This window comes from Caulobacter sp. GW821-FHT10A10, assembly GCF_059415745.1.
In genome coordinates this window covers 322,092-335,546 of sequence record NZ_JBWKNV010000007.1, presented here as the reverse complement: position 1 = coordinate 335,546, position 13,455 = coordinate 322,092, and the positions used below count along the sequence as shown (strand labels likewise).

Annotated in this window: 12 protein-coding genes and 1 pseudogene; 10 read left to right on the top strand and 3 right to left on the bottom strand. The window is 67.5% G+C overall.

The window, feature by feature from the left end; genetic code table 11:
• Positions 1-106: 106 nt before the first annotated feature.
• The 3 genes from proS to AC07NS_RS20615 are packed head-to-tail and all read left to right on the top strand — an operon-like array spanning position 107 to position 3,385.
• Positions 107-1,432 (top strand): proline--tRNA ligase, encoded by a 1,326-nt coding sequence (gene proS, locus AC07NS_RS20625; protein ID WP_110117778.1) that lies wholly within the window; start codon positions 107-109, stop codon positions 1,430-1,432.
• Positions 1,432-2,706 carry a lipoprotein-releasing ABC transporter permease subunit gene (locus AC07NS_RS20620; RefSeq protein WP_494606249.1) on the top strand — a complete coding sequence of 425 codons (1,275 nt, stop codon included), beginning with the start codon at positions 1,432-1,434 and terminating at the stop codon, positions 2,704-2,706. Before proS ends, AC07NS_RS20620 begins: the two co-directional genes overlap by 1 nt.
• The gene (locus AC07NS_RS20615; protein WP_494606248.1) at positions 2,699-3,385 is read left to right on the top strand and encodes an ABC transporter ATP-binding protein; all 687 of its coding nucleotides are present in this window, start codon (positions 2,699-2,701) and stop codon (positions 3,383-3,385) included. Before AC07NS_RS20620 ends, AC07NS_RS20615 begins: the two co-directional genes overlap by 8 nt.
• Positions 3,386-3,451: 66 nt before the next feature.
• On the opposite strand, the gene AC07NS_RS20610 is transcribed toward AC07NS_RS20615, so the two are convergent.
• On the bottom strand, positions 3,452-4,408 hold the full coding sequence (locus tag AC07NS_RS20610) for a nucleoside hydrolase (RefSeq protein ID WP_494606246.1): 957 nt from the start codon (positions 4,406-4,408) through the stop codon (positions 3,452-3,454).
• 173 nt (positions 4,409-4,581) lie between these two features.
• Between AC07NS_RS20610 and sidA the strand changes: the two genes are divergently transcribed.
• The 3 genes from sidA to AC07NS_RS20595 all read left to right on the top strand — a co-directional run bounded on the left by sidA (position 4,582) and on the right by AC07NS_RS20595 (position 8,746).
• On the top strand, positions 4,582-4,671 hold the full coding sequence (gene sidA, locus AC07NS_RS20605; RefSeq protein ID WP_058346375.1) for a cell division inhibitor SidA: 90 nt from the start codon (positions 4,582-4,584) through the stop codon (positions 4,669-4,671).
• 25 nt (positions 4,672-4,696) lie between these two features.
• Positions 4,697-8,128, top strand: a complete 3,432-nt coding sequence (gene dnaE, locus AC07NS_RS20600; RefSeq protein WP_494606298.1) for a DNA polymerase III subunit alpha — start codon at positions 4,697-4,699, stop codon at positions 8,126-8,128.
• A 267-nt stretch (positions 8,129-8,395) separates the two neighbouring features.
• Positions 8,396-8,746 carry a GFA family protein gene (locus tag AC07NS_RS20595; protein ID WP_110117782.1) on the top strand — a complete coding sequence of 117 codons (351 nt, stop codon included), beginning with the start codon at positions 8,396-8,398 and terminating at the stop codon, positions 8,744-8,746.
• 56 nt (positions 8,747-8,802) lie between these two features.
• Here AC07NS_RS20595 and AC07NS_RS20590 read toward each other — a convergent pair whose 3' ends face one another.
• On the bottom strand, positions 8,803-9,198 hold the full coding sequence (locus AC07NS_RS20590; protein WP_494606243.1) for a hypothetical protein: 396 nt from the start codon (positions 9,196-9,198) through the stop codon (positions 8,803-8,805).
• Positions 9,199-9,439: 241 nt separating this feature from the next.
• Positions 9,440-9,607: pseudogene (locus AC07NS_RS20585) on the bottom strand (sigma factor-like helix-turn-helix DNA-binding protein); the annotation flags it as partial.
• Between the two features lie 381 nt (positions 9,608-9,988).
• Between AC07NS_RS20585 and rpsB the strand changes: the two are divergent.
• The 4 genes from rpsB to frr all read left to right on the top strand — a co-directional run bounded on the left by rpsB (position 9,989) and on the right by frr (position 13,411).
• Positions 9,989-10,834, top strand: a complete 846-nt coding sequence (rpsB, locus tag AC07NS_RS20580) for a 30S ribosomal protein S2 (protein ID WP_494606241.1) — start codon at positions 9,989-9,991, stop codon at positions 10,832-10,834.
• Between the two features lie 110 nt (positions 10,835-10,944).
• Positions 10,945-11,883: a translation elongation factor Ts gene (gene tsf, locus AC07NS_RS20575; RefSeq protein ID WP_494606239.1), complete on the top strand. Its 939-nt coding sequence runs from the start codon at positions 10,945-10,947 to the stop codon at positions 11,881-11,883.
• A gap of 201 nt (positions 11,884-12,084) precedes the next feature.
• A complete protein-coding gene (pyrH, locus tag AC07NS_RS20570; protein ID WP_494606237.1) occupies positions 12,085-12,816 on the top strand; it encodes a UMP kinase in 732 nt (243 codons plus the stop codon).
• Positions 12,817-12,844: 28 nt separating this feature from the next.
• Positions 12,845-13,411: a ribosome recycling factor gene (frr, locus tag AC07NS_RS20565; RefSeq protein ID WP_494606235.1), complete on the top strand. Its 567-nt coding sequence runs from the start codon at positions 12,845-12,847 to the stop codon at positions 13,409-13,411.
• Positions 13,412-13,455: the final 44 nt, after the last annotated feature.

Genomic DNA, 13,455 nt, shown 5'->3' with positions numbered 1-13,455 from the left:
TCCGCTCGATGAGCGAGAGTTCGTCATCTTTTCGCCGCGCGCGTTGCCAAGCTGAACGGCGACCGGCTATCTCAACGCCTCGAATTCCCCCGGAGACGTTCCGTCCATGCGCCTGTCGCGCTACTTCCTGCCCGTTCTGAAAGAAGCTCCCTCCGACGCCCAGATCGCGTCCCACCAGCTGATGCTGCGCGCGGGCATGATCCGCCAGGAGGCCGCCGGCATCTACGCCTGGCTGCCGCTGGGTCTGCGGGTGCTCAACAAGATCGAGCAGATCGTCCGTGAGGAGATGGATCGCGCGGGCGCCATCGAACTGCTGATGCCCACCCTGCAACTGGCCGACCTGTGGCGCGAGTCGGGCCGCTACGACGCTTACGGCCCGGAGATGCTGCGCATCACCGACCGTCACGAGCGCGAGCTGCTGTACGGGCCGACCAACGAGGAAATGGTCACCGAGATCTTCCGCGGCTCGGTGCGGTCCTACAAGGACCTGCCCAAGAACCTCTACCACGTGCAGTGGAAGTTCCGCGACGAGCGCCGTCCGCGCTTCGGCGTTATGCGCGGCCGCGAGTTCCTGATGAAGGACGCCTACAGCTTCGACCTCGACGCCGAGGGCGCGCGCAAGTCGTACAACCGCATGTTCGTGGCCTATCTGAACCTGTTCTCGCGCATGGGCCTGAAGGCCGTGCCGATGCGCGCCGACACCGGCCCGATCGGCGGCGATCTGAGCCACGAGTTCATCGTCCTGGCCGAGACCGGCGAAAGCGCCGTCTTCTGCCACAAGGACCTGGTCGAGATGGCCGCGCCCGGTCCCGACGTCGAATGGTACGGCGACCTGCAGCCTCTGGTCGACCAGCGCACCGCGCTCTACGCCGCCACCGAGGAGATGCACGACGAAGCCGCCTTCGACGCGATCCCCGAGGGCGACCGCCTATCGGCCCGCGGCATCGAGGTCGGCCACATCTTCTCGTTCGGCACCAAGTATTCCGAGCCGATGAAGGCCCTGGTCATGGGGCCGGACGGCAAGGAAGTCCCGGTTCAGATGGGCAGCTACGGCGTCGGCGTCTCGCGCCTGCTGGGCGCGATCATCGAGGCCAGCCACGACGACGGCGGCATCATCTGGCCGGAAAGCGTCGCGCCCTATCACGTGGGCATCGTCAACATGCGCCAGGGCGACGCGGCTTGCGACGCGGCTTGTGACGAAGCCTACAAGGCCCTGCAGGCGGCCGGCGTCGACGTGCTCTATGACGACACCGATGCGCGCGGCGGCGCCAAGTTCGCCACCATGGACCTGATCGGTCTGCCCTGGCAGCTGATCGTCGGTCCCAAGGGCGTCGCCGAGGGCGTGGTCGAGCTGAAGAACCGCAAGACCGGCGAGCGCGTGTCCGAGCCGCTCGACGCGGTCCTGGCCCGCCTGACCGGCAAGGCCGCCTGATGGCTATCGGCGCGGGGCCTTTCGGAACCTGGGAACGGACGGTCGCCTGGCGTTACCTGCGCACCAAGCGCAAGAACGGCGGCGTCGCCCTGATCTCGGTGATCTCGTTCAGCGCGGTGATGCTGGCGGTCTTCGCCCTTATCACCGTCATGAGCGTCATGAACGGCTTCCGCGCCGAACTGCTCGGCCGGCTGCTCGGCTTCAACGGCCATATCTACGCCCAGGGACCGCTGGTGAACGGCCCCGACCGCGAGGGCGTCATCGCCCGCATCAAGGCCGTGCCCGGCGTCATCCAGGCCGCGCCCCTGGTCGAGGCCCAGGCCATGGTCATCGGTCCCAACCAGGTGACCGGCGCCATCGTCCGCGGCGTCAATCCGGCCGACCTGCGCGGCATGAAGCTGATCTCCGCCAACATCAAGCAGGGCTCGCTCGACGGCTTCGGCGAGGGCGAGTACGGCGGCGACATGGTGCTGATCGGCGACCGCATGGCCCGCAACCTGGGTCTTTCGGTCGGCGACCCGATCACCCTGATCTCGCCCGCCGGCCCGGCCACCGCCTTCGGCACCTCGACCCGTGAGAAGGACTATGTCGTCGGCGGGATCTTCAGCGTCGGCATGAGCCAGTTCGACGAGTCCTACGTGATGATGCCGCTTGCCCAGGCCCAGCCGTTCTTCGGGCGCGACACGGCTATCGACTATGTCGAGGTCAAGCTCACCGATCCCGACAACGCCAAGACGGCCAAGGCCACCATCGAGCAGGCCGTCGGCCCCGGCGCGTTCATCACCGACTGGATGGACAAGAACAGCAGCTACTTCAACGCGCTGCAGGTCGAGCGCAAGGTCATGCGGCTGATCCTGTTCTTCATCGTCGCCATCGCCACCCTCAACATCATCTCCGGCCTCGTCATGCTGGTGAAGAACAAGGGCCGCGACATCGCCATCCTGCGCACCATGGGGGCCAGCCAGTCCTCGATCCTGCGTATCTTCATCATGGCCGGCGCCTCTATCGGCGTGGCCGGCACCCTGGCGGGCCTGCTGCTGGGCACGCTGTTCTGCGCCAACATCACCGCCATCCAGAACTTCGTCGAATGGGCCACCGGCACGGCCGTGTTCAGCGCCGACATCTATTTCCTGGCCCATATCCCGGCCAAGATCGACTGGGCCGAGGTGGCCGGCGTCGTCTCGATCTCCACCCTGATGAGCGTGCTGGCGACCCTGCCGCCGGCGCTGCGGGCCTCGCGCCTCGATCCCGTTGAGGCCCTTCGCTATGAGTAGTCCGGTCCTGGCCCTGCGCGGCGTCGAGCGCACCTATGTCACCGAGGCCGGCAAGCTGACCGTGCTGCGCGGCGTCGATCTCGACGTCTATCCGGGCGAAGTGGTCGGGCTGATCGGCCCGTCGGGCTCGGGCAAGTCGTCGCTGCTGCACGCCGCTGGCCTGCTGGAGCGCCCCGACGCCGGCGTCATCGCCGTCGACGGCAAGGACTGCTCCAAGCTCTCCGAGCGCCAGCGCACCAAGGTGCGGCTGTCGACCGTCGGCTTCGTCTACCAGTTCCACCACCTGCTGCCGGAGTTCACGGCCGCCGAGAACGTGGAACTGCCGCTGATGATCGCCGGCCGCCGTCGCGGCGAGGCCCGCGAGCACGCCGTGGGGCTGCTCAGCCAGCTGGGTCTGGCGGCCCGCGTCGATCACCAGCCCGGCCAGATGTCGGGCGGCGAGCAGCAGCGCGTGGCCATCGCCCGCGCCCTGGCCAATTCGCCCAAGCTCCTGCTGGCCGACGAGCCGACGGGCAATCTCGATCCGGGGACCTCGGCGGCCACCTTCCAGGCGCTCTACGACCTGGCGCGCGGCCAGGGCGTCGCCGCCCTGATCGCCACCCACAACATGGAACTGGCCCGCTACATGGACCGGGTCTTCGCCCTGCGCGACGGCCACCTGGAGCCGCAGAGCTTTTAGCGACTAGAGCATTTTCGAGCGAAGTGGCTTCCGGTTCGCGTGAAGAAAATGCGTCGAAAGTAGAGTCTAGAGCAGGGCGTTTCGCATCGCGTCGAAGAACCCCGCCTGGTCGATCTTCTTGATCACCCGGGCGTTGGGTTCGCGGCGCTTGAGGGCCGGGTCGGCGATCTCGATGTCTGGCAGGATCGAGTGCGAGACGCTGAGATAGCCACGCGTCAGCTCGCCCATGGTCTCCACGTCGATGACGCAGCGCTCGGCTTCCAGCACCAGGCGCTCGTCCAGCATGGCGGCGCAGGTGAGGGCGTCGGGGTGCAGGCTGCCGTCCAGACCCTCGGTGTCGCGGGCGAAGGCCAGCGAGGCTTCGTTGACCTTGGTGAAGAACTTGGCGCGCGGCGTGCCGATCGCATCCAGCTGCGCCAATTGCGCCGTGGTCAGCAGGCCGTCGCGCAGGGTCTGCGTCCAGGTCACCACGTGCAGGTCGAAGCCGGCGTTGACGACGATCTTGGCCGCCTCCGGATCGACATAGAAATTGTACTCGGCCGCCGGCGTGACGTTGCCGACGCCGTTGTCGGTGCCGCCCATCACCCACAGGGCCTTGGCGGCCTTTGCGATGCGCGGCTCGCGCAGCACCGCCAGCGCGATGTTGGTCAGCGGCGCCTGGGCCAGCAGGGTGATCTCGCCGGGCGCTTCCATCACCCGCCGCACGATCTCGTCGGCCGCATGGCCGGGGGAGGGGCGCTGGGCGGTCTTGGCGAAGCCCGCGTCGCTCATGCCGTCCTCGCCGAACACATAGGCCGCGTCCAGGGGGATGCGGCTGAACGGCTTGCGGGCGCCCAGATAGACCGGAACGCCGGCCGCCTCGCAGGCCTCCAGCGTCACCAGGGCGTTCTCGGCGTGCTGCTCGAAGCCGACATTGCCATGGCTGATGGTGATCGCCTCGACGGTGACGCCCGGACGGCGCAGGGCCAGCATCAGGGAGAAGACGTCGTCTCCGGCGGTGTCAGTGTCGATGATCAGGCGCATGAGACGGCTTCTGCCGCGTTCCAGCCGGCAAGGCCAGAGCCGGAAGGTTGTGGCGTGGCGATCAACCCCACGCGACAAAAAAGCTCGCAATTTGCCTGTGGACTATTGCGATGAGAACGAAAGGGGAATAGAGAACAAAAAGGCAACTGGTCAACGAGCTGTGGAGGGATGTTATGGTCCGGATCGCGCGTGAGTCTTTGGCGCTTGTATCTGTCGCCGGCTTCGTCTGGATGATGTGTTCGGTCGCCCAGTTGGTGGCCTGAGTCGAGAAGCAGCGAGGTCATGGTCATGTCGGGTGTGGAAGGTCAGGGTTTCGTCCACCTCCGCGTCCGGTCGGCCTATTCGCTGCTGGAAGGGGCCATCAAGGCCGACAAGATCCCGGGCATGACAGCCGCCGGCGGCATGCCCGCCGTGGGGATCACCGACCGGGCCAACCTGTTCGGGGCCCTGGAGTTTTCCGTCTACGCCAAGGACAACGGCGTGCAGCCGATCATCGGCTGCGCCTTGCCGGTCAATGGCATCGGCGCCAAACCGTCCGAACGTTGGGCGCGTGAGCCGACGATCACCCTGCTGGTGCAGAACGAGAAGGGCTATCTGAACCTCTCGGAACTGTCGTCCCTGGCCTATCTGGAAAGCGGCGAACTGGCCGAGCCGGTGGTGCCCTGGGCCAAGGTGGTCGAGCACGCCGAGGGGCTGATCCTGCTGTCGGGCGGAACCGACGGTCCGGTGGACTCCCTGCTGGCCGCCGGCAAGACGGCCGAGGGGCATGCGGCCCTGGCCGAGATGCAGCGGGCGTTCGGCGACCGCTTCTATGTCGAGCTCCAGCGCCACGGCCTGCCGCAGCAAGCGGCCGCCGAACCGGGCCTGGTCGACTGGGCCTACGACCACGACGCGCCGCTGGTCGCCACCAACGACTGCTATTACGCCAAGCCTGAGCTCTACGACGCGCACGATGCGCTGCTGTGCATCGCCGACGGCTCGTTCGTCGGCCAGGACGAGCGCCGGCGGGTGACGCCCGAGCACTGGTTCAAGCCGGCCGATGAGATGCGCAAGCTGTTCGCCGACCTGCCGGAAGCCTGCGACAACACCCTCGACATCGCCCGGCGCTGCGCCTTCATGGTCAAGAAGCGCGACCCGATCCTGCCCAGCTTCCCCACCGGCGACGGCCGCAACGAAGCCGAGGAACTAGCCCACCAGGCCCGCGAAGGCCTGCGCAAGCGGCTCGACGGCCTGACGCTGGCGATGGAAGAGCACGTCTACTGGGAGCGGCTCGACTTCGAGCTGGGCATCATCGTCAAGATGGGCTTCCCCGGCTACTTCCTGATCGTTTCCGACTTCATCAAGTGGGGCAAGGACCACGGCATCCCGGTCGGTCCGGGGCGGGGGTCGGGCGCCGGTTCGCTGGTCGCCTGGGTGCTGACCATTACCGACCTGGATCCGCTGCGCTTTGGCCTGCTGTTCGAGCGCTTCCTCAATCCCGAGCGGGTTTCCATGCCCGACTTCGACGTCGACTTCTGCCAGGAGCGGCGCGAAGAGGTGATCGCCTACGTGCAGGACAAGTACGGCCGCGACCGCGTGGCCCAGATCATCACCTTCGGTTCGCTTCAGGCCCGGGCCGTGCTGCGCGACGTCGGCCGTGTGATGCAGCTGCCGCTGGGCCTGGTCGATCGTCTCTGCAAGATGGTGCCCAACAACCCGGCCGCGCCGGTGACCCTGGCCCAGGCCATCGACATCGAGCCGCGCCTCAAGCAGGCCAAGAACGAGGACGCCAACGTCTCCAACTGCCTGGACGTGGCCCTGCAGCTGGAAGGCCTGTTCCGCAACGCCTCGACCCACGCCGCCGGCGTGGTCATCGGCGACCGCCCGCTGACCCAGTTGACGCCGCTCTACAAGGATCCGCGCTCGGATTTCCCGGCCACCCAGTTCAACATGAAATGGGTCGAGAGCGCCGGCCTGGTGAAGTTCGACTTCCTGGGCCTGAAGACCCTGACCGTGCTCGACCGGGCGGTGAAGCACCTGCGCAAGCGCGGCATGGAGGTCGATCTCGGCCGCCTGCCGTTCGACGATACGAAGAGCTACGAACTGCTCGCCTCGGGCCAGACGGTCGGCGTGTTCCAGCTGGAAAGCCAGGGCATGCGCGACACCCTGCGCAAGATGCGCTGCGGTTCGATCGAGGAGATCACCGCGCTGATCTCGCTCTATCGCCCGGGTCCGATGGACAACATCGACACCTTCGTCGACTGCAAGTTCGGCCGCAAACCCGTCGACACCCTGCACCCGTCACTGGAAGGCGTGCTGCGCGAGACCTACGGGGTCATCGTCTACCAGGAGCAGGTGATGCAGATCGCCCAGATCCTGGCCGGTTACAGCCTTGGCGAGGCCGACCTGCTGCGTCGGGCCATGGGTAAGAAGAAGAAGGAGGAGATGGATCTCCAGAAGATCCGTTTCGTCTCCGGCGCCAAGGAAAAGGGCGTGCCCGAGGATCAGTCGGGTTCGATCTTCGAACTGGTGGCCAAGTTCGCCGGCTACGGCTTCAACAAGAGTCACGCCGCCGCCTACGCCCTGATCGCCTACCAGACGGCCTGGCTGAAGGCCAACACGCCGGTCGAGTTCCTCGCCGCGTCGATGAGCCTCGATATCTCCAACACCGACAAGCTGGCCGTCTTCCACCAGGACGCCCGCCGCTTCTCGATCACCGTGCGGGCGCCGGACGTCAACCGTTCGGGCGCCGATTTCGAGGTCGAAAACGGCGAGGTGCTCTACGCCCTGGGCGCGGTGCGCAACGTCGGCCTGGAAGCCATGAAGCACCTCGTCGCCGTGCGCGAGGAGGGCGGGCCGTTCCGCGACATCTTCGATTTCGTCGAGCGCGTTGATCCCAAGCAGGTCAACAAGCGCGCCATCGAAAACCTGGCTCGGGCCGGGGCCTTCGACTCGCTGCACAAGAACCGCGCCCAGGTGTTCGCCAACGCCGACGTGCTGATCGCCCATGGTCAGAGCATCGCCGCCGATCGCCAGGGCGGCCAGCACGCCCTGTTCGGCGGCGACGCCGCCGCCAGCCGCCCGCGCCTCAAGAAGGTCGAGCCCTGGACCCAGGTCGACCTGCTGGACGAGGAGCTGTCGGCCGTCGGCTTCTACCTGACCGGCCACCCGTTGGAGGACATGATCGGCATGCTGCGCCGCCGGCGCACCGTCATGCTGACCGAAGCCCTGGCCCAGGCCGAGGCCGGCGCCGAGGCCCTGCGGATGTGCGGCATCGTCCGCCGCCGCCAGGAGCGCGCCTCGCAGAGCGGCGAGCGTTTCGCCTTCGTGTCTCTGTCCGACCCGTCCGGCGAATACGAAGTGCTGTTCCCGCCGGAATCCCTGCGCAAGTGCCGCGACGTGCTCGAGCCCGGCAAGGGCGTGGTCATCAAGGTCCGCTCCAAGGCCCGCGACGGCGAGGTGCGGTTCTTCGGCGACGACGCCGAGCCGATCGAGAAGGCCATCGAGAACGTGGTCGCCGGTCTGCGCGTGCACCTGTCGCCCTCGGCCACCGAGATCGAGGCCCTCAAGCGTCGCATCGAGCCGGCCGCTGCCCAGAAGGGCGGCGAGATCAGCTTTGTGGCGGCTTTGGGCGGCGGTCGCGAGATCGAACTGAAGCTGCCGGGGCGCTACACTCTGGACGCTTCGCTGCGCGGCGCGCTGAAGACCGCGCCGGGCGTGGCGCTGCTGGAAGACGTCTAGGCGCGCCTTGGCCCCTGTGGGCCGCGCCGTCTGGCGCGTCAGCGTCCGCGGGTCTGGTTGTGGAGAGGGCTTTGGCGGCCACGGGGGCGGCGCGTCGGCGTTGTCCGGGCGGCTGGCCCTTGGTGACTGTGCGTGCGCGCCATGTGGTGGCGCCAGTTGCGGTGCGCTTTTCGGCGGCGCGCGTTGTGTTGCTGACAGGTTCCGGTCCTGCCTAGCCTAGGCGGATCGGCGTCCGGACAATCTGGTGATCCGGCAAGGGAGGATTGCATGACCAAGCACGCCGGCGGCTGCCAATGCGGCAAGGTTCGCTTCGAGGTCGAGGCCGACCTGTCTCAGACCATCACCTGCAACTGTTCGCGCTGCGGCAAGCTGGGTTCGGTCCTGGCCTTCGCGCCGATCGACCAGTTCAGTCTCGTCTCGGGCGAGGACGCCCTGACCGAGTACCGGTTCAACACCGGCAAGATCCAGCACCTGTTCTGCGCCGACTGCGGCATCGAGTCCTTCGCTCGGGGCGAAGCCCCGAACGGCGCGAAGATGGCGGCGATCAATGTCCGCTGCGTCGATGGCGTCGATGTCTTCGCCCTGGAGCCGCAACAGGTCGACGGCAAGTCGTTCTGAGGGCGTCTCGTTCTGAGTGCGTCGGGGGGAGCTAACGGGGGCGTGATCCTCAGCGTCTACCGCGCCGAGAACCTGACCACGGCTGGAACCGCCGAAAGCCCCGCTTCCGAAGTGAACTTGCGATGGCGGTCGTTGTTGAAGCCAACTTGGTAGCTGCGCCCCGCCTGGATCGTGCAGGAGAGGGTGAAGCTGCGTCGGTCTCTCGACTGGACGGGCTTGGGCGCGCAGGTCGGGAAGGTCGCCGGGGCGCGGGTGACGAACGACCACCCGGCCTGCATGGGCTGGTCGAAGGTGACGCTCAGGGCGAGAGGCCCGGCCGGGACGACGGCGCCGGGCGCGGGCGAGACGGCGACGACGCGGGGCGGCGCGGGCGGCCGCGGGTCCCTGTGGTCGGCGACGGCGAGGGCGGCGAGGGCGGCGAAGGCGCCGACGGCGGCGGCTAGGACGATCATGGCTGAAGCTCCGGCGAGGAGGGGCCAGGCGGCCCGGGGCGCGGGGTTGCGCCGTCCGTCCTGGCCCCCCTGGGCGGTGCGCGGCCATCCCGATTTTCTCGTCCCGAGTTTCTTGTGGCGAAGCCGGAAGCGTCACGAACGAGACTTCGGCCGGCGCGCGGTTCGCCGAGGCGGCCGTTCCATCATCCCCCGCGTCGTCCGCCCCGCAATCCGTCCCGCCGTCCGCCACCAAGCGCGCCAGTTGCCGGCTGCTGCCGACGCCGGTCTTGCGCCGCGCCTCGCGCAGTCGCTCGTTGACCGCGCCCTCGCTGACGCCCAGTTCGACGGCCGCGCTCTTGGCCGTATGGCCGCGCGCCAGCAGCCGCAGGGCGCGGCGTTCGGCGTCGGACAGGCGCGAGAGATCGGGCATCGGGATCCTGGTGCGGGGCGAGTTGGGCGAGGTTCGAGCCTGCACTCAACCTTGTCGGTCCTCGTTCCGCAATGCCGAGAGGCGGGCGGCGAGTCGGGGCGGGGAGGGGGCGAGCAAGGGAAGTTCTCGTCGCCAGGTTCTCGCCGACGGTCTGGGCGTTCGTCCGACTGCGAATGTCCGGAAAGAACGGCCCTTGCGACCGACAAGCGCCGGGAAAGGCTTGCATTCGGGACGTTTCCCGACTATCTGCGCGCCATTCCACACGTGGACGTTCGGCAGCGCCGGGGAGACATCCCGACGTCGCCGTTCCGGTCCCGCCTCCAGAATGGTCTGGAGCGGGGGTGTCCACGGAGGTTCAACCGGAAAAAGGATAAAGGCCCGATGGCTCTTCCCGAATTCTCCATGCGTCAGCTCCTGGAAGCCGGCGCCCACTTCGGCCACCAGACCCACCGCTGGAACCCGAAGATGGACCGCTACATCTTCGGTTCGCGCTCGAACATCCACATCATCGACCTGTCGCAGACCATCCCGCTGCTGCACCAGGCCCTGGTGAAGGTCCGTGAAGTCGCCGCCGCCGGCGGCCGCGTGCTGTTCGTCGGCACCAAGCGCCAGGCTTCGGATCCGGTCGCCACGGCCGCCAAGCGCTGCGCCCAGTACTACGTGAACCACCGCTGGCTCGGCGGCACCCTGACCAACTGGCGCACGGTCTCGGGCTCGATCGCTCGTCTGCGCGAGCTGGAAGGCGTCCTGGGCGGCGAAGGCGCCGGCCGTTCCAAGAAGGAACTGCTGCAGCTGACCCGCGAGCGCGACAAGCTCGAGCTGTCGCTGGGCGGCATCAAGGACATGGGCGGCATCCCCGACATCATGTTCGTGATCGACACCAACAAGGAAGCGATCGCGATCCTGGAAGCCCGCAAGCTGAACATCCCGGTCGTCGCCATCCTCGACACCAACTGCGATCCGGACGGCATCACCTACCCGATCCCGGGTAACGACGACGCCGCCCGCGCCCTGCAGCTGTACTGCGACCTGGTCGCCGACGCCGTCCTCGACGGCCTGGCCGCCGGTCAAGCCGCCTCGGGCGTCGACCTGGGCGCTTCGGTCGCTCCGATCGAGCCGGCCCTGGCCCGCGAACTGACCCCGGAAGTCGCTCCCGAAGCGGCCGCCCCGGAAGCTGCTGCTGAAGAAGTCGCCGCTCCGGCCGCCGACGAATCGGCCGCCGGCTGATTTCTCTTCGGCCGCCGGCTCTCCTGATGGAGTCCGGCGGCCGTCGCGCTACCGACACGCGACCGGGCTATCAAGCCCGGTCGCTAAACGTTTGAATCTGGAGATTTTCCATGGCTGAGATCACGGCTGCGCTGGTCAAGGAACTGCGCGAAAAGTCCGGCGTCGGCATGATGGACTGCAAGAAGGCCCTGTCCGAGAACAACGGCGACATCGAAGCGTCCATCGACTGGCTGCGCGCCAAGGGCCTGTCCAAGGCCGCCAAGAAGGCCGATCGCGCCGCCGCCGAAGGCCTGGTGGCCATCGCCGTCGCCGAAGCCGGCGCTGGTGAAACCGCCACCGCCGTCGAAGTGAACGCCGAAACCGACTTCGTGTCGCGCAACGACCTGTTCCAGGGCGCCGCCCGTCAGATCGCCCAGGCCGCCCTCGGCACCGACGGTTCGGTCGACGCCATCGGCGCTGCGAAGCTGCCCGGCGGCGAGACCGCCCAGGAGCACCTGACCAACCTGATCGCCACGATCGGCGAGAACATGATGGTCCGTCGCGCCGCCAAGTGGACGGTCGAGAACGGCGTCGTCGCCTCGTACATCCACAACGCCACCGCGCCGGACCTCGGCCGCATCGGCGTGCTGGTCGCCCTCGAGTCGACCGGCGACAAGGCCGCCCTGCGCGAGCTGGGCCGCAAGATCGCCATGCACGTCGCCGCGACCGCCCCGCTGTCGCTGTCGCCGGACGATCTGGACCCGGCCGCCATCGAGCGCGAAAAGGCCGTGTTCACCGAGCAGGCTCTGGAATCGGGCAAGCCGGCTTCGGTCGTCGAGAAGATGATCGAAGGCCGCATCCGCAAGTTCCTGGAAGAAGTCGTGCTGCTGAAGCAAGCCTTCGTCATGAACCCGGACCAGACCGTCGAGCAGCTGGTGGCTGAAACCGCCAAGACCCTCGGCGCGCCGATCGTCGTGAAGGGCTTCACCCGTCTCGCCCTGGGCGAAGGCGTGGAAAAGAAGCAGGACGACTTCGCCGCCGAAGTCGCCTCGATGACCGGCCAAGCCTAAGGCCGGACGAGACAGGCAAGGCGGCGGGCCATGCTCGCCGCTTTCGCTGTCTTCAAATCAAGGGCGCGGCGCGCATCGAACGCGCGCCGCGCCCTTTTTTTTGCGCTTGAACGGCGTCGCGCCCGGATGGCGCAAAACCGATCCCACTTTTGTGTAACGCACACTATGGTGCGTGCCGACGACTCAGGAAGAGCCCGGTCCATGTCCGATCCCACCCCCGCCAAGCCGTACCGTCGTCTTCTGCTCAAGGTTTCCGGCGAAGTGCTGATGGGCGACACGCCCTACGGGATCGACACCAACACCGTCCAATCCGTCGCCCAGGACATCGCCGAGATCGTCAAGTCGGGCGTCGAGCTGTGCCTGGTGATCGGCGGCGGCAACATCTTCCGCGGCATGGCCGGCGCGGCCAAGGGCATGGAGCGCTCCAGCGCCGACTACATGGGCATGCTGGCCACGGTCATGAACGCCCTGGCCATGCAGGACGCCCTCGAGCGCATCGGCGTCGAGACCCGCGTGCAGTCGGCCATCCCGATGGCCACGGTCTGCGAGCCCTACATCCGCCGTCGCGCCCAGCGCCACCTCGAGAAGGGCCGCGTGGTGATCTTCGCCGCCGGCACCGGCAACCCGTTCTTCACCACCGACACCGCCGCCGCCCTGCGCGCCGCCGAGATGCAGTGCGACGCCCTGTTCAAGGGCACCAGCGTCGACGGCGTCTACACCGCCGATCCCAAGAAGGATCCGACCGCCCAGCGCTACGACCGCCTGAGCTACATGGACGTGCTGGCCAAGGACCTGCGCGTCATGGACGCCTCGGCCGTCGCCCTCATGCGCGACAGCAACATCCCGATCGTGGTGTTTTCGATCAAGGGGCGGGGTAACCTGCTCGACGTGCTGCGCGGCGAAGGCACGCACACCGTCGTCGCCAACGCCTGATTTTATCTAAGCGAAGAGAGCCCAAGCCATGGCCGCCGCCGAAAAGCCCGTCCTTTCCCGCTACAAAGACCGCATGGACAAGGCCGTGCTCGCCCTGAAGGACGAGTTCGGCTCCCTGCGCACCGGCCGCGCGTCGGCCAGCCTGCTCGACCAGGTGATGGTCGAGGCCTACGGTTCCAGCACGCCGCTGAACGCCGTGGCCTCGGTCAGCGTCCCCGAGCCCCGCCAGATCAACGTCAGCGTCTGGGATCGCGGCGTCGTCGTGTCGGTCGAGAAGGCCATCCGCGCCTCGGGCCTGGGTCTGAACCCGGTGGTCGAAGGCCAGAACCTGCGCATCCCGATCCCGCCGCTGACCGAGGAGCGCCGCAAGGACCTCTCCAAGATCGCCGGCAAGTACGCCGAACAACAGAAGATCGCCGTGCGCAACGTTCGCCGCGACGCCAACGACGACCTCAAGAAGGCCGAGAAGGACAGCGTCATCAACGAGGATGAGCGCAAGAAGATGGAAACCGAGGTCCAGAAGCTGACCGACGAGGCCATCAAGCGCATCGACGAGGCCTTGAAAACCAAAGAACAAGAGATCATGCAGGTCTGATCGTCCTCTAAGCTGGACGCCTGGGGGATGAGAAGGGAAGGCTA